The organism is Lactobacillus sp. ESL0700, assembly GCF_029392095.1.
Classification (GTDB): Bacteria; Bacillota; Bacilli; order Lactobacillales; family Lactobacillaceae; genus Lactobacillus.
In genome coordinates this window covers 315,823-336,603 of sequence record NZ_CP113930.1, presented here as the reverse complement: position 1 = coordinate 336,603, position 20,781 = coordinate 315,823, and the positions used below count along the sequence as shown (strand labels likewise).

Genomic DNA, 20,781 nt, shown 5'->3' with positions numbered 1-20,781 from the left:
TAGCCATAGAATGTTTTAATTTAAGTTAAATATTTTATTTTTCAACTGCTAACTTGTCACGCCAAGATTTTGCTCCTGTTAATGCTTTGTTCAAGTTTTCGATATTTTCTTTACCTTGAGTAGCCAGCCATTTCTTACCGACTTCTTCACCTTCTGCAGCAAATGGCTTGATTGATGGCTTCCATGTGGCACGACCACAAAGAACACCATTATAGTCAGCGCCAGCTTCTTCAGCCATCTTGATTTCAGCGATAAATTCTTCTGACGTCACACCAGCTGACAAGAAGATGTATGGCAAATCAGTAATATCTGATTGTTTCTTCAGCAATTCCTTAGCTTGAGCTTGTGTGTAGACAACTTCGTTATCACCATTGAAGCCTTCAACGAACTTAATGTTGAATGGAATTTCTACCTTCAAAACTGTTACACCATATTTTGGTGCTGAAAATTCCTTCATGGTCTTTAAAACTTTGTCGGCCTTTACCTTGGCAAAGTCTGCACCTTTGGCATCGGCGATATTTGCATCATAAGTCAATAATTCCAAGAACAATGGTAATTCATTGGCTTTAGCTTCAGCACCGACTCTTTCAACGAAGGCTTGCTTTTTATCGTTAATTTCTTCACCCTCATCTGGATCGTAGTAGAGCAAGAACTTAATTGCATCGCCGCCTTCATTCTTAATCCGCAAACCTGATTGGTTAGCAATCAAGTCTGGCATTCTGCCTGGCTCAGTTGTATCATAACCGGTCTTTTCATAAGAAAGAAGCAACCCGCAATTCTTATCTCTAACTTTAGTTGCAGGTAAGCCATATTCTGGATCAGTCAAAATTGATGAAGCATAAGGTGTTAATTCACTTGAAATTGCCTTCTTAAAATCAACAATTGTTGTTTCGTCGGCTGGCTTGTTGGCAGCTTCTGCCAACATCTTTTTCAATGAACCACGTTGGTCAATCGCCAAGGCGCTAATCACGCCATCATCAGTTGACAAGTTCGCCATATGTTTAGCAACTTCTGAAGAAATTGTTCTCATTATTTTTCTCCTTTAATTCAAATTAATCGCACACCATTATTATATACTCATGTAAATCGCTTTTAAAGCTTATCTACCTTTTATGTAAAGCTTTTCACGATTATTTATAAAATAGTAAAAATTAGCCTGAATTAAGTGAAATAAATTTCGCTTAAAGCACTTTAATCTTCTTTGGAAGCGTTTTATAATTTTAATTATAAAGATTAACAATCAAAATGGGTCAGTGTGACTATTTGGCTCATATTATTTTATATAGGAGAACTTCATGTCTTTTATTTATACGCTCAGATACATGCTTGATCCTCGCACCAACACACCTGAAAAAGACCAAAAATTGCTTGAATTTGTTCAAAAAGGGCAAATTGACGATGTTGCCTTTTTTATAAATGGCGAAGAACTGAACCACAGTCATTTAACTACTCAAGAAACTCAAGTTTGGCTTGATGCGATTAAGCCGCTGCAGAAAAAGCTCAAGCAAATGGGTGTTACTACCAGCCTTAACCCCTGGACGACAATCATGCATTCCGACCGCGGCTACCAGGTCAATCCCGCAATTGGCTTTAACACCTTTGTCGACATCAATGGGCAAAAAGCGCAAGACATGGCTTGTCCTGCCGACCCAACTTGGCGCAAATATCTTGCGCAAACTTACGCTCAATATGCCAGCATTCATCCTCGGTGGTTATGGCTCGAAGATGATTTTCGCCATTATAACCACACACCGTTAAAGTTGATGTGTTTTTGTGATTATCATATGCGACTTTACCAACAAAAATTGGGCAAGGCAGAGTCGCGCGAAGATTTTGTTAAAAATATGCTCAAGCCAGGAAAGCCTATGCCAGAACGGCGAATTTATCTTGATCAGGCTCGCCAGGAAATGATTGAAAACGAACATTTAATCGAGCAAGCAGTACACCAAGTTAGTCCAAAAACCGACCTCGCACAGATGACCTCATTCCCTGACTGGCACGCAATTGAAGGTCGTGATTGGCAGCAATTGTTCGCTGCTCAAGCTGGACCAAATCATCCCCAAGTAGCCAGACCCCATTTGCCCGCCTATAACGAAGTTGCACCACTACAATATGGGCGAAATTTTGAAGAATATACCCGTATTACTGCCGCTTATTTAGGCGAAAATGTGGAATTATATCCTGAACTTGAAAGCTACATGTATTCGCCACTAGTCAAATCGCTCGCCTTTACCAAGTTCCAGATTATCACCACTGCTTTGATTGGCAGTAAGGGAATTTTACTTAATTTATTCGACATGATGGGCAATGGGATTAATGAAAATTGGCATTATGCGAAAATGCTAGCCGAAATCAAGCCATTTGTTAACCAACTATCTGAAAACCGCTTAAAGATTAACCACTTAGCTGGCATTAAAATTTTAGTTGATCAAGATTCCAGTTATTGCTTGCATACTAAAGTTGGTCAAGCAGCCGAAGAATTATTGCCACATGAAAAGAATTGGGCTAGTCTTCTATCGGCTTTTGGGTTTGCGACCACAATTCTGCCAGTTAATGCCCACACTAAACTCGGAAAACAAACTATTGCCATTGCGGGACAATTATTGCGGAATTTTACCAATCGTCAGATTACTGCCTTACTTAACAACAACACCGTTTTACTAGATGGCGAAAGTGTTAACGTCTTGCTTGAGCGTGGTCTAGGTAACCTGTTGCACATTAAAAAAGCTGTTTGGCACCCATATCGCACTGCCTACCAGTCATTTGAACAAGCAGATAATGTCACTGTTGATGGTGTCAAGAATCCAAGAATTACAATGCTTCAACATACCGGAAACTATTTAAAACTTACTTATGAAACAGGCAGTGACGTTGCTATCTGGTCTAAGGCTTATAGTTCACTTGATGAAGAGCTAGGTAATGTCATGGCGGTAATTGACAAGCATATTATTGTCTTGCCAATGGATCAGGATCCAAAACATGGCTGGGAATCACAATTTACCACTTACAAGCAGGGACTTTTACAGCAAATGCTTGATAGTATCCAGCCAATCGATTATTTGATTGACATGCCAAATGTTAAATTAAATGTGCAAGATAACCGCCGCGTTGCTTGGCTAGCCAACTTTACCCTAGACGCTTATTCACAAATTCGCTGGCACCTAAGTGAACCCTTACCAAGTAACACAGTAACAATTGTGCGCAAAAACGGCCAAGCTGTTAGCTCTAAAATTGCCCAGGTAACTGTTACAAATGGTATCGCAACAATCGCCGCTGAACTTAACCCATTAGAAACAATCCAGCTGCTCTTTAATTAAATTTATCATTACTTCCAGACAACAAAATACCATGAGCTTTTTTTGAGCTCATGGTATTTTTAGACATTAAATAATTTTACTTCTTCATGTTTGCCAGCATTTGGGTAATGTTAACCATCCCTGCCTTGCCGGCAGTAATATAATCAGATTCGTTACCATTCATTTGACTGTTAAGCCATTCAATTACCAACGGCAAGTTCATTCCCGAAATTAACTGGATTGATTGACCGCCCATAATCATCTGACTGACAACGTTAGCTGGAGTACCGCCCATTAAATCGGCAAAAACTGTCACATCTTCAAGGTTCATGCCAGCAATTTTAGCGGTAAATTTTTTCTTAAAGTCTTCTGGACCTTCATCAGGCAACAAGCACACTGTATGTAAATGCTCTTGTTCACCCATGATTAATTCAGCACTGGCTTTTAAGCCTTCAGCCATCGTTCCGTGACTGATCAAAACTAATTCTTTTTCTGCCATAATATACTTTCTAATTACTTAAATTAAATTTTAGCGATAATTCCTGTACCACCTAAGATTACACAAAGGATTAAGACAATGAAGATTACCTTAGTAGAGGACATGCCCTTCTTACCAAGCAGCCAGTAGACAAAGGCAACAACTGCTGCAGGTAACAGTTTAGGAATAATCATATCCAAATTATTCTGAATATTCATTGATACTTTACCAATCTGTGGTACCCAAGCGAACTTAATGTTAACCATTGTGGCAACTAACGCACCAACCATGAAGACACCTAGAACAGTGGCTGAATCAGTCAATGCATTTAATTGGTCCCGCATATCAGTAACTAGAGAAACACCTTGCTTATAAGCAATCCGTAATTGCTTCCAACGAAAGACGCAGATTAATAAGCAGACTGCAACCCAGATAATAACTCCTGTTGGGTTACCTTCATGAGCCATTGAAGCTGCTAAAGCCCCAAAGATAGCTGGAATTAAGGAAGCGAAAATTGAGTCACCAATTGCCGCAAATGAACCCATCAAACCAACTTTCATACCAGTAACCGTATCTTTTCCAGCAATTCCTTCATTTTCCTCAACGGCAAGGTCAAGTCCCGTGATAATCGTGTTAAAGAAGTTAGAAGTGTTAAAGAACTGCATGTGCGTCTTCATCATTTCTCTTAATTCTGGAGTATCATCACCATAAATCTTGCGCAGTTGCGGCAAAATCGTGTACAGATAGCCACTGTTCTGCATTCTTTCGTAGTTCCAGCCTAACTGGTAGCCGAATAATGATCTTCTGTTAATTTGATTAAAGTCTTTATCAGTTAATTTATACTTTGGTTTAGAGTTCGTCATCAGTAATTTCCCCCTCGTCATCATTTGCGTTGCTTTGACTTGCAGTCTTTTGTGCAGCGCTCTTAAGCGGAATATTCTTGTAGTGCAAAATTGCGAGTGCTAAACCTAGCAATGCAACTGCCAGCATTGGCAAGCCGTTAAAGGTAGCAGTAAAGCTCTTGTTTGCTGCAGCAACACCAGTACCTAATGCCTGGATACTGCTGAACAAAACTGAGAACAGTGTCGTAATCGTGAAGCCTAAAATTAAGTATGCGGCATGCTTTTTAATTGGTAAGTACCGCAGTAAGATTGCGAAACCTACAGCTGGCAATGTAGCACCGGCTACTGTCAACCCATTACCTAACCAAAGCAAGTCACCATTCAAAGCATTGGCGATTGTTTGAACTAAGCCTTGACCAAAAGCCAAAGCAATAAATACAGGAACAGCACGTGAAAGCGACCATGGCAGAGCACCGTACAAAACGTTGCGTTCAACTGCCTTATAGTTAATGTGTTCTTCATCAATTAAGTGATCAATTCTGTGTGAAAAGTACGTGTTCGCAAATCTAGCCAAAACGTCCAATTCCACCATGATTGTCGCAACTGGAACGGCAATTGAAGAAATTGCCACTTGTGGACTCATACCCTTAATGCTGACTGAGAAGGCAGTTGCTAAAACTGTACCAGTAGTCGCATCAATTCTTGAAGCCCCACCGAAGGTACCAACACCTAAAACAGTTAGCTGCATTGAGGCACCAATAAACAGTCCTGCAGGTAAATTGCCCATGATTAATCCGGCAATTAATCCTGCACCAACAGGCGTATTCAATGATGAATAAATTTGTAATTCATCTAGAATTTCCAGGCCTGCGTATAAAGTAAGTAGTAATATTTGCCACCAAGCCATTTTTCTTCCTCCTACTTCATCTTTTCATCAATTAACTTCAAGAAGTCATGTGCATCAACACTTGGATTTACTTGAGCAATTAACTTAACGCCTTGATCGGCCATCTGTCTAAACAACTTAGCATCTTCCTCGTTGATGTTAACCTGCTTAGTTAATTCGGTCGTATCATCACGCTTAGACATGTTACCAACATTGATCATATCAAGCTTAATTCCCTGATTAAGCAAATCTAAAAACTTCTCCGGTCTTTTAGCAACTAGGAATAGTCTTTGGTTGCCATAACGATCCTTCTTTAAATGATCTGCGGCAACATCTACTGGTAAAACACTTAGTCTAGTTGTCATTGGCGTAGCCATTCTTAAACCACTCTTTTGGATATCATCCTTTGCGGCAGCTTCATCGAGCACAATAATGCGCTCTACCTGCAGCTTAGGTGTCCATAGATTGGCAACTTGACCATGAACTAATCGTTCATCGATTCTTGCACCCACAATATTCATATATCTTCCTCCTATGGATGGTTAAGTTTCAAAATCTGGAACCGATACCATCAATACACAAAAATATTTATAAAGCGCTTTCAAGTAATATAATAAGGTACCTACCACTTTTTGTCAATAAGAAGTTTTTTAAAATAAAAAATGAAGGCTCATTATAAAACGAGTCCTTCATTAAAATTAAAATATTAATTATTATTCTATAAATTTATGAATAGTTACACCCTTAACCACTCGATTAACTGTTCCTGTCGGAGATGGTGTATCTGGTTTATTGTTAACTTTAATCGAAGTTAACAATGCAATCGTCTGACCAAACATGACATCTGGTAGTGCTAGATAAGCATCAGGCAATAATTCATCAGCCTCAAAAATAAAGGATTTACCCGCAAAATTTTGGCCATCTTTTTCTTGACCAACTGCCATGACTAACGGCACAATGTCGTCGCCCTTAATCTCGTTTAAAATATCCAGATCATATTGTCTGGTATATGAATCGTTAGAAACATAATCAAAGACAATTGTCTTGCTGTCTAAAAATGACTTAGGACCGTGCCGCAAACCCATTGACGTGTCAAACAAGGCAGCTACTTCACCAGCAGTTAATTCCAAAATCTTTAGCCGCGTTTCTTCAGCCAAGCCACCCAAACTACCACTGCCAATGTATGTAATCCGGTTAAAATCAGTATCGACTAATGACTGAATTTCTGGCTCACGTTCAATCACACTCTTGCCCATCTGAGCAATTTCACCAATAATCTTTTCTTTACGCTGGTCATCTAGCGTATCAAAAATCAGTAGCGCTGTTAAGCTCATACATGAAAATGAACCAGTCATTGCAAAGCCTTGATCTAAGGATTTAGCTGGTGTTAACACAACCAGCCCTGTTGCATCACCCTTTAAGTCCTTAGCTAATTGTCCTTCCGGAGCACAAGTGATGGCAATTTGGTATAGGTGCTTCACGATCTTTTTAGCTAATTCAACTGTTGCCACTGACTCCGGCGAATCACCGCTGCGCGCAAAGGAAACCAAAATAGTCGGCGTTTCTGCTTCAAGATAATCTTTAGGAGTGGAAACAATTTTAGTGGTGTCAATTGATTCAAAATTATACTTAGTCCGATCACCATGTTGCTGCAGGTACGGCATGATGGTATTGCCAACATAGGCACTCGTCCCGGCCCCAGTAAAGATTACTCGTACTTTGCCCCATTTTTGATTAATCTTATCCAAAAAAGCTTGAATTTCTGCCTTTTTATCTTGGTAGATTGACCAAGTTTCTTGCCATAATTGTGGTTGTTGCTGGATTTCACGCGTCGTAATGCGCGCACTAAGTTGTTCTAATTCCTCATCTGTTTTTGAAAACATGTTGCTAATTCCTACCTTTCACTAAAATTAAATTAAATGATTGTACTGTCTTGAACGATAAATAAACCTGTCCCCGCGAGCTAACGAGATTGTGAATTCAACAGGAATATTTTTATCATTAATCGTCTTACGATAAATTTTCAAACTTGGAGCGCCAACTTTTTCTGCCAAGAATTTACATTCAACAGCGGTCAAGCTCACAGCCTGAACATCTTCAAAAGCCATCACACTAAGCTGATGATACTTATTTTTTAACACACTATAAAGAGGGTCAACCTTCAAGTCACTAAGTTTAAGATCCGGAAAAAGTGGCTCCGGTAAATATGTTGTACTTAAGATTCGCGGCTCATCATTGGCCAAGCGAATACGAACTAATTTATAAGTTTGCTCGCCCTCATTTAAGTTCAATTGCTCAGCAATTTGCTTACTAGGTACTACCAATTCTAAGCTGTAATTTTTGGTAGTTGCTTTTTGCCCCGCGCGTTTGACTTCCTCTGAAAAAGAATACATCCCGCCAATATTAGTTTGATTAAGGTACATGCTTGACACAAAAGTGCCTTTGCCATGTAACCGATAGATTAAGCCCCGCTCTTCTAAGTCCTGCAGTGCTAGTCTAATCGTGTTGCGACTAACGGAATACTGCATTAACAACTGCCGCTCACTAGGTAATTTGTCATTTGGCTTTAGCTGGCCAATTCTTTTTTCTAAATCTGAAATAACTTGCCGATATAATGGTTTTTGCATTGGCAACGCCTCCTTTGCAACTGGTTGATACCACTTAAAATTCTAGCAAAGAAAGCGCTTATTTGCAATGATGATTTACAGTAATTATTACCAGTTTCACAAATAAAAAAGAAGGCAAATTGCCTTCTTTTTATTAATATTCAGTTTTACTTCATAGTATCTGCTAGTGCTTTAAACCATAAGGCACTCTTTTTGACATATCGCTTTTGAGTATCAAAATCAACATAAAATAAGCCATAGCGCTTATTATATCCGTTAGCCCATGAAAACTGATCTTGTAATGACCAAACAAAATAGCCTTGAACATTTACGCCTTCACTTCTAGCTTTAAGAAGCGCGTCAACATGTTGATCAATGAAATCAATTCTTGGTTGGTCATCAATAATTTGATCGGCACCAACAAACTTATCTTTATACCCTAATCCATTCTCAGTAACATAGATAGTTGGGCAATTTGGATAATCTTTACTTACTCGTTTTAATACATCATAAAGACCTTTAGGAAAAATATTCCAGTCCCAATCAGTAGTTGGTACTCCCGGCTTCTTTACCGTTTCACCAACGCCCTTAAACTTAAACGAAGATGTACCTTTATCTCCAGTTCCGTTAAAGTGATTCTCACTTTCACCATGATATGCTTTAATAAATTGATTTTGATAATAATTTAAGCCAAAAATATCATTCTGCGAAGCTGCTTTTTCTAAAATATCTAAGTCCCCATCTTGAATATCTAACTCCGCATTGTTTAACCGCAAAATTTCATTGATTGAAGACATCGTATCTTCAGAATAATAACCTAAAAATGTGCCATCAAGCAAAAACTTATTTAAGAATGCATCTTCTAACTTAGCAGCATGTTTATCATCTTCAGAATCAGAAATAGGATAAACTGGTTGCAAAACATGGATCAAACCAATTCTTCCAGGTAATCCCATTTCTTTATACAAATTAACCACACGTGCGTGGGCAAGTAATTCATTGTGCTCAGCCTGAATTGCACTAGTAACATCAAAATGATGATTAGGTGGGAAAGTTCCTGCGATATATTGTGAATAAGCTAGAGAAATCAATTCATTTATTGTAAACCAATTTTTAACTTCTTGAAATTCTTGAAAACAGAACTTAGCATAATCTACAAAATAATCAATATTTTTACGATTGAGCCAATCACCATCTTCAAATAATGTTTTAGGGCTATCAAAATGATGAAGACTTACGTACGGTTCAATTCCATTATCCAAGCATTCTTTAAATAACCGGTGGTAATAATCAACACCTTTCTGATTGACCTGTCCATAACCCTTAGGAAAAATTCTTGTCCAAGCAATTGAAACACGAATAGCGTTTAAGCCATACTTTTTAGCTAATGCAATATCTTCAGGATAACGATTATAAAAATCACTGGCTGGATCAGGTGAAAATCTTCCTTGCTTTTTTAAATAATCATCCCACATTGTCTTTCCTTTGCCGTCAACTTGCGTACTACCTTCAACTTGATATGCAGCAGTGTCTCCTCCCCAAACAAAGTCCTTAGGTAACTTTTGTACTCTATTTAATATGCTCATGATTAAAATTCTCCTTTAACATTCTAATTTGAAATATTAGCAATAATTAAATCTAAACATTTGTCCGCATGCTGCGTCATGTTAATGTATTGTTTTCCAGTAGTAGTAATCATCTTTGCATTATTCTGATCACATTCCTTCTTAAGTTCGTCTTTCATTGCATTCATTTGAGGAGCCAAAATGACAATGTCCATCCCACTTAATAAATCATGATGAGAACCAAATGAAGTGGCAGCGACAGATAGTGGTAATGAATTTTCAGTAGCTAGTTTATTTAATGCCTTAGCTAAAATTCCACTGGTACCACCGCCTGCACATAGAACTAATACATTCAACTCTTTGCCATCTTTAGTTGCTGACAGCGGTATTCCTCCAGATGATGGCTTTGTTTCCGTCACATCTGATGCACTTTCGACTTCAGCTTTAGTTGAAGTTGGAGCTTGTTCTTTATTTGAAACATTTTGAGCTTCTTCATTACATTTTTGTATATCGTATGCCTTGAAAAATGGGTAGTACATTATCGTATCAACGATTAGTAATAAAATAGCTAAAATAATTGAACCAATTGAAAATCCTGTTCCCATAATTAAGCCTAACGTACCAGGAGTTGTCCACGGTAAGTTATAAATAAAACCAGGCATATGGAAAACATCAACAAAGATCTTAAAAAGCCAAACGTTTGCAATTGGTGTCAATAAAAATGGAATAAAGAAAACAGGGTTTAAAATTAATGGTGCACCAAAAAGAATTGGTTCATTAACACCGAATAGTACGGGAATTGAAGCTGCTCGACCAACAGCTTTTAATTCTTTAGATTTTGCCCAAAAGGCAAACATCAATGTAATAACTAGTGTTGCACCAGTACCTCCAAGAGTGGCAACAAAGTATTGTGTACCTTGAGCCAAAATCTTATTTGCACCAGCAATATTTCCGCTCTTCCATGCGGCTAAATTTAATTCAACATTACTTAAATAAATAGCAGTTACAGCAGGTTCGACAATTGACGGACCCTGAATACCAATAAACCAAAAGAAAGCCATCGCACCATACACAATTGCTAAGCCAAAGTAGCCATCAGCTGCTGTAAATAATGGTGACAGAATTTGAATAATCCATGTAGCTAAATTGGTACCAGTTACTGCTCTGAAGGCAAGTGAAAAGACCCAGAAAAATCCTGTACTAATCGCAAATGGAATAATATTTTCAAACGCACTAGAAATATTTTGTGGTACTGCATCTGGCAGTTTAATCGTAATATGATGCTTAAAACAAATGTAGTAAACATTCGGTACAATGAAAGCTACAAGAAATGCACAAATTAGGCCTTTAGTACCAATCATTGAAATAGCAAAATATATATTATTTAATTTATCTGTTAACGTATCAACTGCTACCAAAATAAATGAAACTTGAGCAGTAAATTGCACCCCAATTGTTGGAATTTGCGAAGTTTTTGGTAAATCCAAATTTAATGAATCTGTCAAAGCTTTCGAAACAGATGAAGATGCCATTAATGCTAATACACCCATAGACATGTTATAAAACATATTAAGAGCATTAGACACTTTAACTGGCCAAGCAAAATGCCAAATAAGTGGCACATTTGCTACCAACAAAAATAAACTAGAAAAGATAATAATTGGCATTAGAGCAATAAAACCATCACGTACTGCTCGCAAATATTTATTAGCAGCTACTTTTTGAAAAAAAGGCTGAGCTTTTTCAATTTGCTTTATTAAAGCGTTCATTTTTAATCTCCTTTTTATTATTTACTACCCTTTAATTGATTCAATTCAACAAGAGCAGAATTGTATTTTTCATATAAATCTATGAAATATTTTGCTTCATCCCTTAACAACATTGTTGTCATTAAAGTATCTTGACCATGCGACATAATAAATGTCGTTTCCATTTCTTCACCGCTTGCCTCCTTACTCATTAATTTAGTTTGTGCATTGTGCGCATCATTGAGCGAAGAATCTGCACTTTTAACAAGTTCACGTGCTTTTTCATAATTACCATTTCTCGCCTCATCTAGCGCATTTATCAATGCTGTCTTAGCATCTCCTGCATATGCGACAATTTCAAATCCTGCCATTGAGATTTCTTCTTTAGTAGCCATTTTTTCTCCTTATTTACTATTAATAATGATTTGATGAATATGAATAATAAAATATGTTTCTTCTGCATCAGACGGTTCGAAATTGAACTCTCTTTTTAATGCTTTGAAAATTTTTTGAGTAATCGCATAAGATCGAGGATATGCTTTTATCATGTCAGCCTGAATTTTTTTATCAATTGAATCTTTACCTTTCGGTGGATTTCTCATTCGATTAGCTAAATATTGCAAATGAACTAAAAATCTTCGAAAATTATTCTCATTGTCAGCTGTTTGATATACATTGTTATCATCTAAAATATTGATAACCATATTTATTATTTTTGAAGTATCAAATATTTCTTCTTCACCAGTTAAATGTTTAATATTATTTGGAACTTTACTATTAATAAAATGTAGCGCTATACTTCTTACTTCTGACTGTGGAAATTTCACTTTAAGTTTTTCATTAATTAGTGAAACAGCATCTGCAGAAATTTTATATTCTAACGGATATTTTTGTTTAAAATCTGGAATTTCATTTTCCTGATAATTTTTATTAACAATTGATTTATATGAACCAGCAATATGTTCACTTAACGTTAAATAAATTGAGTCATAAACTTTAAAATTATATTTTTGTTTAGCATGCTTCACAATATCAAAGACAATTGAGGTGATTTCAACTGGAATATTTCTAAAAAGATAGAGAAATGAGTCTTTGTCATTTTTACCAGCAACATAAAAAATTTTTTGTATTTTATCAGAATCAATTTTCTTATTTTCACTCTTGTTAAAGCCAATTCCTTTACCAAAAACTACGGCTTCTTTACCACTTTTAGTATCGACTAAAACACTATTATTATTAAAAATTTTTTTGATTTTCATTTTGCTCACCCCTTTTTCAGAAAAAAAGAGACTACTAGTTAACTGATAACCTGCTTCAACATAGTTAATCAGTTAATTCTAGTAGTCTCGCCTAATTTAGTAGTAACAATCCACTTTAATATTAAATTTTATTTATAGCAGGTAATAAGTACATATGCTATATAAGCTGCTTATCACCTATTAATATTATATGGAAGCGCAACCAAAAATGCAATACTTTTTTAGTAATTAATATTTTTTGGTAACTCTCTAGTTTCTGCTAATTTCTTATACCAATATGCACTCGCCTTAGGGTATCTTGCTTGAGTTTTAAAATCAACATAAAACAGGCCGTAGCGCTTTGAATAACCATTTGTCCAAGAAAACATATCTTGTAAAGACCAAACAAAGTAACCACAAACAGGTATTCCTGCTTCAATTGCCTCGGCTATTTTCTCTAAATGATCGTGTAAATATTTGATCCTCGGAGTGTCATCAATCAATTTATCTGGACTAACAAATTTATCTTTATAGCCCATCCCATTTTCGGTGATATAAATCTCATGAACCAACGGATAATTATCATTTATTCGTTTAAGCTGATCCAGTATTCCTTGTGGATAAATTATCCAATCCCAATCTGTTGCAGGCAAATCTTGTGGATGCACTTCTTCACCTACACCCTTCATTCGATTGACATCTGTCCCCTTTTGACCCGTGCCATTATGACTGATCTCAGTCTCACCATGGTATTCTTTCATAAACTTAGAGAAATAATAATTTACACCAACAAAGTCTAATTGCCGTGCAGCTTTTTGCAAAATTTCTTCATCTTCAGCTTTTATCGCAATCATTTCCTGATTGTTTGCAGTAATAATTTCTTTTATTAAAGCCAAAGTTTTTTCAGAATATTTTCCAGATAAAGTACCATCCAAGTAAAATCGGTTTTCTAGAACGTCTTTTAAGGCAGCAGCATGTTGATCTCCCAAGCTGTCAGAAGCTGGATAAACTGTCTGCAAAGCATGAACAATACCGATTTTTCCTTTATAACCAGCTTCTTTATAGGCGTTAACAATCTTAGCATGTACTAAATTTTGATTATATTCTGCTTGAAAACATTTAGAAAACTGATCGTGATAAGCGGGTGGAAAGGTCCCGCTAACGTACTGCTGACAAGCCATTGAGGTTGGCTCATTAATTGTTATCCAATAATTAACTTCATTTTGATATTCTTTAAAACAGAACTTGGCATATGCAAGAAAGGCATCAAGCATTTCTTGCGATAACCAGCCCCCCTTGTCCTGTAAAATTTGCGGCGTATCAAAATGATGTAAAGTTACAAATGGCTCAACACCATTTTTGTGGCATTCTTGGAAGACATGATGATAATACGCTACACCACGTGGCTCTACTTGACCTGTCCCATTTGGAAAAATCCGAGCCCAATCTATCGAAACACGAATTGCGTTAATCTTAAACTTTTTGCACAAAGCCAAATCTTCAGAATAACGATGATAAAAGTCACATGATGGATTAGGATTAATCGTATTTTGTTCACGCAAATATTTATCCCAAATCACTTCTCCTTTACCATCTTCATCGGTAGCGCCCTCGCACTGATAAGCTGCTGTTGCACCACCAAAATAGAAATTATCAGGAAATTTAAACTCGGTCATTATTTATCTCCCTCATCATTTTTTAAACTGTCCATTACGAATTGGAAAGCTTGATCTGGATTCTGCGTTAGTTCGATATATTGGCGACCAGTTGTTGTGACCAGCTTACTACCATCATTATTGGCAATCTGTGCTAAATTATCCTTCATGCTGTCCATTTGTGGCGCTAAAATAATCAAATCCATATCATGAATAATATCCATGTGTTGCCCGTAAGCACGAGCTGCAGCGTGTAACGGTAAATTACGTTCTTTGGCCATTTTGTTCAAAGCTTTAGCCAAAATGCCAGAAGTACCGCCCCCTGCACAAATCACCATAATATTGGTGTCCTGTGTTAAGGTTTCATCTGAAGCAGTCTGAGTTTCAGTGGTAGTTTCGTTGTTAAGACTTACATTTTCTGTAACAGCTTGAGCAGGTGAATCAGTAGCAGTAGCTAATTTAGCTGCGTCTGCTTGTTCCTTCTTGTACAAGTCATTGTCATAAAAGCGGAAGAATGGAAGCCAAATCAAAACATCAACGATCAATGCTAAAATCACATAAACAAATGATAATGGCGCAAAACCTGTACCGACAACAATCCCAATCGGTGCCGGAACCGTCCATGGCAATGTAGCAATAATACTGTTCATATGTAAAGTAGAAACAAAGAACTTAAATAAGCAGACATTAAACATTGGTGTTATCAAAAACGGAACGAAAAAGACTGGGTTCATAATTATTGGTGCACCAAACAAAATTGGTTCATTAACTGAAAAGCAACCAGGGATAACAGCTGCTTTACCAACTGCCTTATTTTGCTCTGACTTTGCAAGTAATAAGAATAAGAACGGAACAATCAAAGTTGAACCAGTACCACCCATGTTCATAACATAATCTTGTGTATTAAGAACTAAAACGTGAGTTGCTTGAACACCAGCATGCATTAACTGTTGGTTTAAACCAACATTAGACATTTCAATTGCGGCAACGGCTGGCGTAACAATTGATGGTCCTTGAACACCAATAAACCAGAAGAAAGCCATCGCACCGGCAATTAATGCTAAGCCGCCGTAGGTATCACCAGCTCTAAACAATGGTGAAAGCAGGTTGATAATACATTCGGATAAGTTAGCACCAAATGCTTTAGCCAAAACCATCTGAATTATCCAAAACAGACCAACTGAAAATGCCATTGGAAAAATATCTTTGAAAGTTTGAGAAATATTTTGTGGTACTTGGTCTGGCATATTAATTGTAATATTGTGCTTAACACAAGCAGAATAAATATTAGGTATGATTAACCCAACAATATAAGATGCAATCAATCCTTGTGTACCCAAGAATGTTAAATCAATTCCAGTTTTACCAACCTTAATTGCAATAATAATAAACGAAATTTCAGCTGCTAAAATAACATTCATTGCATTAATTTGGTTAGTTTTAGGCAAGCCAGTATTCTTGTAATCCGTTAAGTTTTTAGCACAAGTTGCAGTTACAAATAATCCTAACAGCCCCATTGAATAGTTATATGGCAGCATAATCGCATTTTCTACTTCTTTAGGCCAATAAAAGCCCCAAGAATTAGGAACATATGCAAATAACGTAAACAAACTTGAAAACAAAATTATTGGCATGGCTGCGATGAACCCATCTCTGATAGCAGAAACATACGGGTTAGCTGCTATTTTTTCAAAAGATGGTTTCATTTTATCCATTACTTTTGTAAAGCCATTCATTTTTTCTCCTCCTAAAAAAATTAACTAAACTTTGGTTTATTATTCAGTTGGTTTTCCTTCCAAATTATTGACTCTTTCATACAAATCAATGATGGTTTTCATTTCATCCTTTAACAGCATCGTGGTCATCAAGGTATCCTGGCCATGAACCATAATAAAAGTCACGTCCAGATCATTGCCGTCTGCCTCTTTACTGAGTAACTTAGTTTGCTCATTATGAGCTAGGTTAATTGATTCTTCTGCCTTTTTGACTAAATCCTTTGCCTCAGTAATCTTTCCCAGACTTGCTTTATCCATTGCCTGCATTAGATAGGTCCTAGCATCCCCTGCATAAGCCACAATAGCAAAACCTGTCATTGAAATTTCTTCTTTAGTAATTTTAGATTCGGATGTCATCTTTTTCCTCCTGTAATAAACGCTCAATATGAATTGTTAAATACATCTTTTCTGTCATTGAAAGACTGACGCTTAACTGTTGCCTAATCTGCTCCGTTATCCTGTCAACAATTGCCCAAGCCTGTGAATATTCAGCTTTAATTTCAGCAATCATCTTTTGTGAAACAATTAATTCTTTATTTTGCGGATTATGCAGACGAGCAACAAAATACTTTAAATGAATTAACAAACGATCAAAATCACCATCATTTTTAGAATTGCGTACTAGATGATTCCGCGCTAATTCTTTTTCAACAATTTCAACCACTTGACTGTTGGGATTAGGATAACGAGACTTATGCTCGGGTTGATCAATATGTGCATTTATAAAGTGAAGTGCAATGCTCTTTTTTTCATAACTAGGAAAGCTGATACCCAAATCCTTTTGAAAATAGGTCATAAAGTCATCTGCAATTTGGTAAGCGAGCGGATAATTAGAACTTAAATCAGGTAAATAATTAATGGTCTCCTCATGACGCTGCATGCGTTGGTATGCGGCAAACAGGTGGGTTGTCAGAGTGACATTAATATATGTTTCCACTTGAAAGCCATATTTATCTTGAGCTCGTTTAATCAAGTCATAGCTTTCAGTGATAAAATCCAATGGAATATTAGCTAAAAGTGTCGTTAAGTCCGAAACAGTATGCGAATCTTGTAATGCAAAAACTTTGGCTACCTTGGTATCAGCGATTATGTCACCCTTCTTTTTTTGAAAGGCTAATCCTCTACCCATAACAATTTCTTGCTCATCATCGTTATCACGAACAACGGCCACATTATTGTTCAACACTTGAACTACTTTAAACATCGCTCAGCCTTCTTTTGAAAAAAAGAAAAACCGCAATTCTCAAATTGAGCTTGTTTACCCAAATTGTGATTTGCGGTTTTGCCTAATTTAATAGTAACAATCCATCTATTCAATTCATGCTTATTGTAATACAGCACATCGCATATTGCAAGCGATTACATATATAAATATCTATATTTGAAATTTCTTGCTTTAATAAATAGATTATCAACTACATCATACTTAATTCTTATTACTTAATTTGTTGCCCTTCCAATCGTAATACTTTTGGCTAAGGTGATTCTTAGGATTATCATAAACTACAATTTTGTATAAGGCGTAGATTGTTCCAACCATTGCAATCAAATTTGTAATCCAATTCTTCAAAATTAATTGTAATAAATTGATAACAACCACAAACATTGCCCACATGAACAACCTATTTCTTCTTGCCTTTTCTTTTGAAGTAACTTTAATCTTTTTCAATTTAACCACCTACAGTAATTATTTTTTAGCAGCTGCAGCATATTCAGCATTACGCTTCTTCATTTCTTTAGCGTACCACATGAATAATAGTAAGTAAGCAGCAAGTGCAAGTAGAGCATAAACAATAAACATACCATGTTGCTTCCATGCATTACCTACTAAGTAAGCCAAGTATTTTTCAACAGGCCCTTCCATAGTAGTGTCTGAAACCATTGTATGTGCAGGAATTGCAGCACCTACTGAATGAGCCATATTAGTTACAAATGGACCAACCATTGTACCAGCCCAGAGGAAGATAGGTAATTCAATTGTTCCGATAATAATCATCCGAATAATCTTACCACGAGTAACTACTAGCAAAGCTGGGGTTACACCCATGGCAATAATACCACCTAAAGGCATTAATCTGTTTCCTGGAAGAATCATAGCCTCAAGCATCATAATAGGTGCCAAAACATTAGCTGCTGCCCAAATTTCTGAACGACCAGCTAAGAATGGCCAGTCAAGTCCAATGTTGAATGTACGGCCAGAGAATTTCTTGGTAGCAAAATCAGCGATACCTTGTGATAATGGCTCAACTGAAGCAATAAACCATGATCCAATTACTGAGAACAGTTCAATACATGAACCACCTACAAACGACAGAGTGAACATGTCTTTCCAACCTTCTTCAGTAGCAAAATTGTTACCAGCAAGTAAGGATACAAAGACACCTAAATAAACACCAATTGCAAATCTACTACCCCAAAAGCCAATTTTTTCATTTAACTTAGTGGAGTCAAAGTCAAACTTATCTAACCATGGTAAGCATTTATCAAAGAACTTGTTAAAGACCATGATAATTGGATTCATCATATAGTTCATGTGTGTAGTGGTCATTGGGTTACCCTCAGGGGCATCAAGAAGATCATTAAAAGTTGGCTTCATTAAATCAGAATTGATAATCTTCATTGTACCAATGAATAATACCAATAATGTTGATAACCAAAGTGGAGCACCAACGTAAACACAGAACAGTCCATCAAATGCTAGGTGCCAAACATCGAAAATATCGACATCTAATGTATTGGTTTTATCTAAGACAAGTAGTACAACATTTAAAACAATCAGGACTAGAAGATAAAAGAGTGTATAAGGCGAACCCCAAGTAATCGTAGCTAGAGGAGCCCAACCCATATCTTGCATATCCATGTGAATTCCAGTATGTTGAACGAATTGCTGCATCGGCTTTTGGAACGATGTAGTTAACATGTTCATAATATTACCGATAGCTGTAATCGCAATCGCTAATTTCATACCACCTTCAAGTGCTTTACTAAATTTTACTTTAAACAAAACAGCAATTAATGTTAAAACAATTAACATAATTGTTGCAGCACCCATATCAATTAATGGCTTAAAAAGTGAGTTAGCAAAATTAATAATCCCATTCATTTTTATTTCCTTTCAGAAAGATTTTACTTAATTAATTTCTTTAACAACTTTTTCCACATTATCATAAACCGGTTTTGCCATTGCAGGAATACGATACAAAATTGGTCCTGCATCAATCAAAGGAATCTTAGGCGTAAATGAAAGATCAGTTTTAGCAATTGTCAAATAACCATCATATTTTGACAACAGATCTTCATTAACATCCTTAATCATATAGGCATCAACTTTAACGTTGTAGCCTCGTTTTCTCATTTCTGCTTCAACAGCATCCTTGATTTGATGTGATGAATTTACTCCTGCACCACATGCCGCAATAAACTTAACTTCTCTACTCATAGAAACAAACCTCCTATTTTTTAAAATTTTCACTCATAAACTGATAAATTTTATCAGTCGAAGTGAAATTAAATAACTTTTGTAATTTTGGAACCGGCGTAAGTCTTAAGAAGTCCATAATTTGAGCTAAAATATTTGCTTGTCCTTCAGGATCATTATTTAAAATCATAAATAAGAATTTAACTTGCAAATCCTGATCTGGTGCAATCATATTTTTAAAGCAAACCGGTGTCTTTAACCCAACTGGTACAATAAGCCGTGTATTAACAAATTCTCCTTCTGTATGCGGAACTGCAATATTGGGTAATTCTTTTGAAATTGGTGAAGTGTCTATCCCAGTTGGATAAGAGCTTTCTCTCTCAGTAATTTCTTTAAAGAAACAATCTTTAACACACTTTTCTTCAAATAACTTATGAGAAACCTCTTTAAAAACAGCTGTTGAACTTTCAGCTTCACTGACAAAAACAGCATCTGGTGAAAACAAATTATTAATATCCACAGCACAAACTCCTTTTCAGTTCAGGCGAGTTTTCGTTTTTGTTTGATAGTGTTAGTTTTTGTTCGCTCGTCTATTGATATTATATGTAACCATGTGCAAAAATGCAAGCGCTTTTTCACAAATAAATATAAAAAAAGGCAGCTCATATTTAATGAGTTGCCTTTTTTGTGTGCGATTAAAGTCTATTATTTTTATTTATTCTAATTAGTCGTGGTATACGCCTTCAGACCATTTCTTATTTTCTTCATCAAAGAAATGGACATTGTCTTTTTGGTCTGGATTTGGCTTAGCAATATGATCAATTTTATCAATCAATTTTCTGTTAGCATCAGAAGGTTCGTACTTAGCATTCAGGTATGAATCGACAATATCAAAAATAAAGTCGCGACCCAATACAATACCACCAAAGCCTAAAATATTAGCGTTTAATTCACGTCTAGCATATTCAGCTTGAGCAACATCGCCAACCATCGCTGCACGAACGCCTTCGTTCTTGTTGGCAGCGGTCGAAATCCCAATTCCTGTACCACAAAGAACGACACCAAGATCGGCACGGCCATCAGCTACATCTTCAGCAACTCGTTTACCATACATTGGATAGTGCGTTCTCGTGTTATCGTGCGTACCCTCATCAATAACTTGGTAACCTTCTTCTTTTAAATGGTCAGAAATAGCCATTTTCACTGGGGTAACGATATGGTCATTACCCAAAGCAATCACCATATGCTTATCAATTTTAGGATCAACAAATTCT

Annotated in this window: 21 protein-coding genes; 1 reads left to right on the top strand and 20 read right to left on the bottom strand. The window is 36.4% G+C overall.

What is annotated here, in order from left to right:
* Positions 1 to 34: 34 nt before the first annotated feature.
* The gene (locus tag OZX63_RS01680) at positions 35 to 1,030 is read right to left on the bottom strand and encodes a tagatose 1,6-diphosphate aldolase (protein WP_277144066.1); all 996 of its coding nucleotides are present in this window, start codon (positions 1,028 to 1,030) and stop codon (positions 35 to 37) included.
* 265 nt (positions 1,031 to 1,295) lie between these two features.
* Between OZX63_RS01680 and OZX63_RS01675 the strand changes: the two genes are divergently transcribed.
* A complete protein-coding gene (locus OZX63_RS01675) occupies positions 1,296 to 3,317 on the top strand; it encodes a hypothetical protein (RefSeq protein ID WP_277144064.1) in 2,022 nt (673 codons plus the stop codon).
* 76 nt (positions 3,318 to 3,393) lie between these two features.
* Here OZX63_RS01675 and OZX63_RS01670 read toward each other — a convergent pair whose 3' ends face one another.
* From OZX63_RS01670 to lacB, 19 genes are all read right to left on the bottom strand, one after another.
* Complete coding sequence (locus OZX63_RS01670) at positions 3,394 to 3,795, bottom strand: PTS sugar transporter subunit IIA (protein WP_277144062.1); 402 nt, start codon at positions 3,793 to 3,795, stop codon at positions 3,394 to 3,396.
* Between the two features lie 23 nt (positions 3,796 to 3,818).
* Positions 3,819 to 4,637: a PTS system mannose/fructose/sorbose family transporter subunit IID gene (locus OZX63_RS01665; protein WP_277134248.1), complete on the bottom strand. Its 819-nt coding sequence runs from the start codon at positions 4,635 to 4,637 to the stop codon at positions 3,819 to 3,821.
* Positions 4,624 to 5,523: a PTS sugar transporter subunit IIC gene (locus tag OZX63_RS01660; RefSeq protein ID WP_277144060.1), complete on the bottom strand. Its 900-nt coding sequence runs from the start codon at positions 5,521 to 5,523 to the stop codon at positions 4,624 to 4,626. Before OZX63_RS01660 ends, OZX63_RS01665 begins: the two co-directional genes overlap by 14 nt.
* A gap of 11 nt (positions 5,524 to 5,534) precedes the next feature.
* Entirely contained in the window at positions 5,535 to 6,023 is a 489-nt protein-coding gene (locus OZX63_RS01655; protein WP_277144058.1) for a PTS sugar transporter subunit IIB, read from the bottom strand.
* Positions 6,024 to 6,215: 192 nt separating this feature from the next.
* Complete coding sequence (locus tag OZX63_RS01650; RefSeq protein ID WP_277144056.1) at positions 6,216 to 7,385, bottom strand: SIS domain-containing protein; 1,170 nt, start codon at positions 7,383 to 7,385, stop codon at positions 6,216 to 6,218.
* A 27-nt stretch (positions 7,386 to 7,412) separates the two neighbouring features.
* Positions 7,413 to 8,129: a GntR family transcriptional regulator gene (locus OZX63_RS01645; protein WP_277144054.1), complete on the bottom strand. Its 717-nt coding sequence runs from the start codon at positions 8,127 to 8,129 to the stop codon at positions 7,413 to 7,415.
* 146 nt (positions 8,130 to 8,275) lie between these two features.
* The gene (gene lacG, locus OZX63_RS01640) at positions 8,276 to 9,697 is read right to left on the bottom strand and encodes a 6-phospho-beta-galactosidase (RefSeq protein ID WP_277145081.1); all 1,422 of its coding nucleotides are present in this window, start codon (positions 9,695 to 9,697) and stop codon (positions 8,276 to 8,278) included.
* A gap of 20 nt (positions 9,698 to 9,717) precedes the next feature.
* The gene (locus OZX63_RS01635) at positions 9,718 to 11,442 is read right to left on the bottom strand and encodes a PTS lactose transporter subunit IIBC (protein WP_277144052.1); all 1,725 of its coding nucleotides are present in this window, start codon (positions 11,440 to 11,442) and stop codon (positions 9,718 to 9,720) included.
* Positions 11,443 to 11,459: 17 nt separating this feature from the next.
* A complete protein-coding gene (locus OZX63_RS01630; RefSeq protein ID WP_277144051.1) occupies positions 11,460 to 11,816 on the bottom strand; it encodes a PTS lactose/cellobiose transporter subunit IIA in 357 nt (118 codons plus the stop codon).
* Positions 11,817 to 11,825: 9 nt separating this feature from the next.
* The gene (locus tag OZX63_RS01625) at positions 11,826 to 12,680 is read right to left on the bottom strand and encodes a PRD domain-containing protein (RefSeq protein ID WP_277144049.1); all 855 of its coding nucleotides are present in this window, start codon (positions 12,678 to 12,680) and stop codon (positions 11,826 to 11,828) included.
* A 221-nt stretch (positions 12,681 to 12,901) separates the two neighbouring features.
* On the bottom strand, positions 12,902 to 14,335 hold the full coding sequence (gene lacG / locus OZX63_RS01620) for a 6-phospho-beta-galactosidase (protein ID WP_277144047.1): 1,434 nt from the start codon (positions 14,333 to 14,335) through the stop codon (positions 12,902 to 12,904).
* On the bottom strand, positions 14,335 to 16,050 hold the full coding sequence (locus tag OZX63_RS01615; protein WP_277144045.1) for a PTS lactose transporter subunit IIBC: 1,716 nt from the start codon (positions 16,048 to 16,050) through the stop codon (positions 14,335 to 14,337). The genes lacG (OZX63_RS01620) and OZX63_RS01615 overlap by 1 nt, the downstream gene beginning before the upstream one ends.
* Before the next feature lie 39 nt (positions 16,051 to 16,089).
* On the bottom strand, positions 16,090 to 16,446 hold the full coding sequence (locus OZX63_RS01610; RefSeq protein WP_277144044.1) for a PTS lactose/cellobiose transporter subunit IIA: 357 nt from the start codon (positions 16,444 to 16,446) through the stop codon (positions 16,090 to 16,092).
* The gene (locus OZX63_RS01605) at positions 16,430 to 17,293 is read right to left on the bottom strand and encodes a PRD domain-containing protein (protein ID WP_277144042.1); all 864 of its coding nucleotides are present in this window, start codon (positions 17,291 to 17,293) and stop codon (positions 16,430 to 16,432) included. Before OZX63_RS01605 ends, OZX63_RS01610 begins: the two co-directional genes overlap by 17 nt.
* A gap of 222 nt (positions 17,294 to 17,515) precedes the next feature.
* A complete protein-coding gene (locus OZX63_RS01600) occupies positions 17,516 to 17,767 on the bottom strand; it encodes a hypothetical protein (RefSeq protein ID WP_277144040.1) in 252 nt (83 codons plus the stop codon).
* 9 nt (positions 17,768 to 17,776) lie between these two features.
* Entirely contained in the window at positions 17,777 to 19,192 is a 1,416-nt protein-coding gene (locus tag OZX63_RS01595; protein ID WP_277144038.1) for a PTS transporter subunit IIC, read from the bottom strand.
* 27 nt (positions 19,193 to 19,219) lie between these two features.
* Positions 19,220 to 19,528 (bottom strand): PTS fructose transporter subunit IIB, encoded by a 309-nt coding sequence (locus tag OZX63_RS01590; RefSeq protein ID WP_277134241.1) that lies wholly within the window; start codon positions 19,526 to 19,528, stop codon positions 19,220 to 19,222.
* A 13-nt stretch (positions 19,529 to 19,541) separates the two neighbouring features.
* Positions 19,542 to 20,027, bottom strand: coding sequence for a PTS sugar transporter subunit IIA (locus OZX63_RS01585; RefSeq protein WP_277144036.1), 486 nt, complete (start codon positions 20,025 to 20,027; stop codon positions 19,542 to 19,544).
* A gap of 204 nt (positions 20,028 to 20,231) precedes the next feature.
* Positions 20,232 to 20,750 carry a galactose-6-phosphate isomerase subunit LacB gene (lacB, locus tag OZX63_RS01580; protein ID WP_277145079.1) on the bottom strand — a complete coding sequence of 173 codons (519 nt, stop codon included), beginning with the start codon at positions 20,748 to 20,750 and terminating at the stop codon, positions 20,232 to 20,234.
* Between the last annotated feature and the right edge of the window lie 31 nt (positions 20,751 to 20,781).

Bases quoted from the DNA above. Each gene is read 5' to 3' on its own strand.
- OZX63_RS01590 (WP_277134241.1), bottom strand. From the start codon at position 19,528: ATGAGTAGAGAAGTTAAGTTTATTGCGGCATGTGGTGCAGGAGTAAAT.
- OZX63_RS01650 (WP_277144056.1), bottom strand. From the start codon at position 7,385: ATGTTTTCAAAAACAGATGAGGAATTAGAACAACTTAGTGCGCGCATT.
- OZX63_RS01645 (WP_277144054.1), bottom strand. From the start codon at position 8,129: ATGCAAAAACCATTATATCGGCAAGTTATTTCAGATTTAGAAAAAAGA.
- OZX63_RS01675 (WP_277144064.1), top strand. From the start codon at position 1,296: ATGTCTTTTATTTATACGCTCAGATACATGCTTGATCCTCGCACCAAC.
- OZX63_RS01610 (WP_277144044.1), bottom strand. From the start codon at position 16,446: ATGACATCCGAATCTAAAATTACTAAAGAAGAAATTTCAATGACAGGT.
- OZX63_RS01670 (WP_277144062.1), bottom strand. From the start codon at position 3,795: ATGGCAGAAAAAGAATTAGTTTTGATCAGTCACGGAACGATGGCTGAA.
- lacG (WP_277144047.1), bottom strand. From the start codon at position 14,335: ATGACCGAGTTTAAATTTCCTGATAATTTCTATTTTGGTGGTGCAACA.
- OZX63_RS01595 (WP_277144038.1), bottom strand. From the start codon at position 19,192: ATGAATGGGATTATTAATTTTGCTAACTCACTTTTTAAGCCATTAATT.
- OZX63_RS01635 (WP_277144052.1), bottom strand. From the start codon at position 11,442: ATGAACGCTTTAATAAAGCAAATTGAAAAAGCTCAGCCTTTTTTTCAA.
- OZX63_RS01665 (WP_277134248.1), bottom strand. From the start codon at position 4,637: ATGACGAACTCTAAACCAAAGTATAAATTAACTGATAAAGACTTTAAT.
- OZX63_RS01615 (WP_277144045.1), bottom strand. From the start codon at position 16,050: ATGAATGGCTTTACAAAAGTAATGGATAAAATGAAACCATCTTTTGAA.
- OZX63_RS01605 (WP_277144042.1), bottom strand. From the start codon at position 17,293: ATGTTTAAAGTAGTTCAAGTGTTGAACAATAATGTGGCCGTTGTTCGT.
- OZX63_RS01630 (WP_277144051.1), bottom strand. From the start codon at position 11,816: ATGGCTACTAAAGAAGAAATCTCAATGGCAGGATTTGAAATTGTCGCA.
- OZX63_RS01660 (WP_277144060.1), bottom strand. From the start codon at position 5,523: ATGGCTTGGTGGCAAATATTACTACTTACTTTATACGCAGGCCTGGAA.
- OZX63_RS01680 (WP_277144066.1), bottom strand. From the start codon at position 1,030: ATGAGAACAATTTCTTCAGAAGTTGCTAAACATATGGCGAACTTGTCA.
- OZX63_RS01655 (WP_277144058.1), bottom strand. From the start codon at position 6,023: ATGAATATTGTGGGTGCAAGAATCGATGAACGATTAGTTCATGGTCAA.
- OZX63_RS01625 (WP_277144049.1), bottom strand. From the start codon at position 12,680: ATGAAAATCAAAAAAATTTTTAATAATAATAGTGTTTTAGTCGATACT.
- lacB (WP_277145079.1), bottom strand. From the start codon at position 20,750: ATGGTGATTGCTTTGGGTAATGACCATATCGTTACCCCAGTGAAAATG.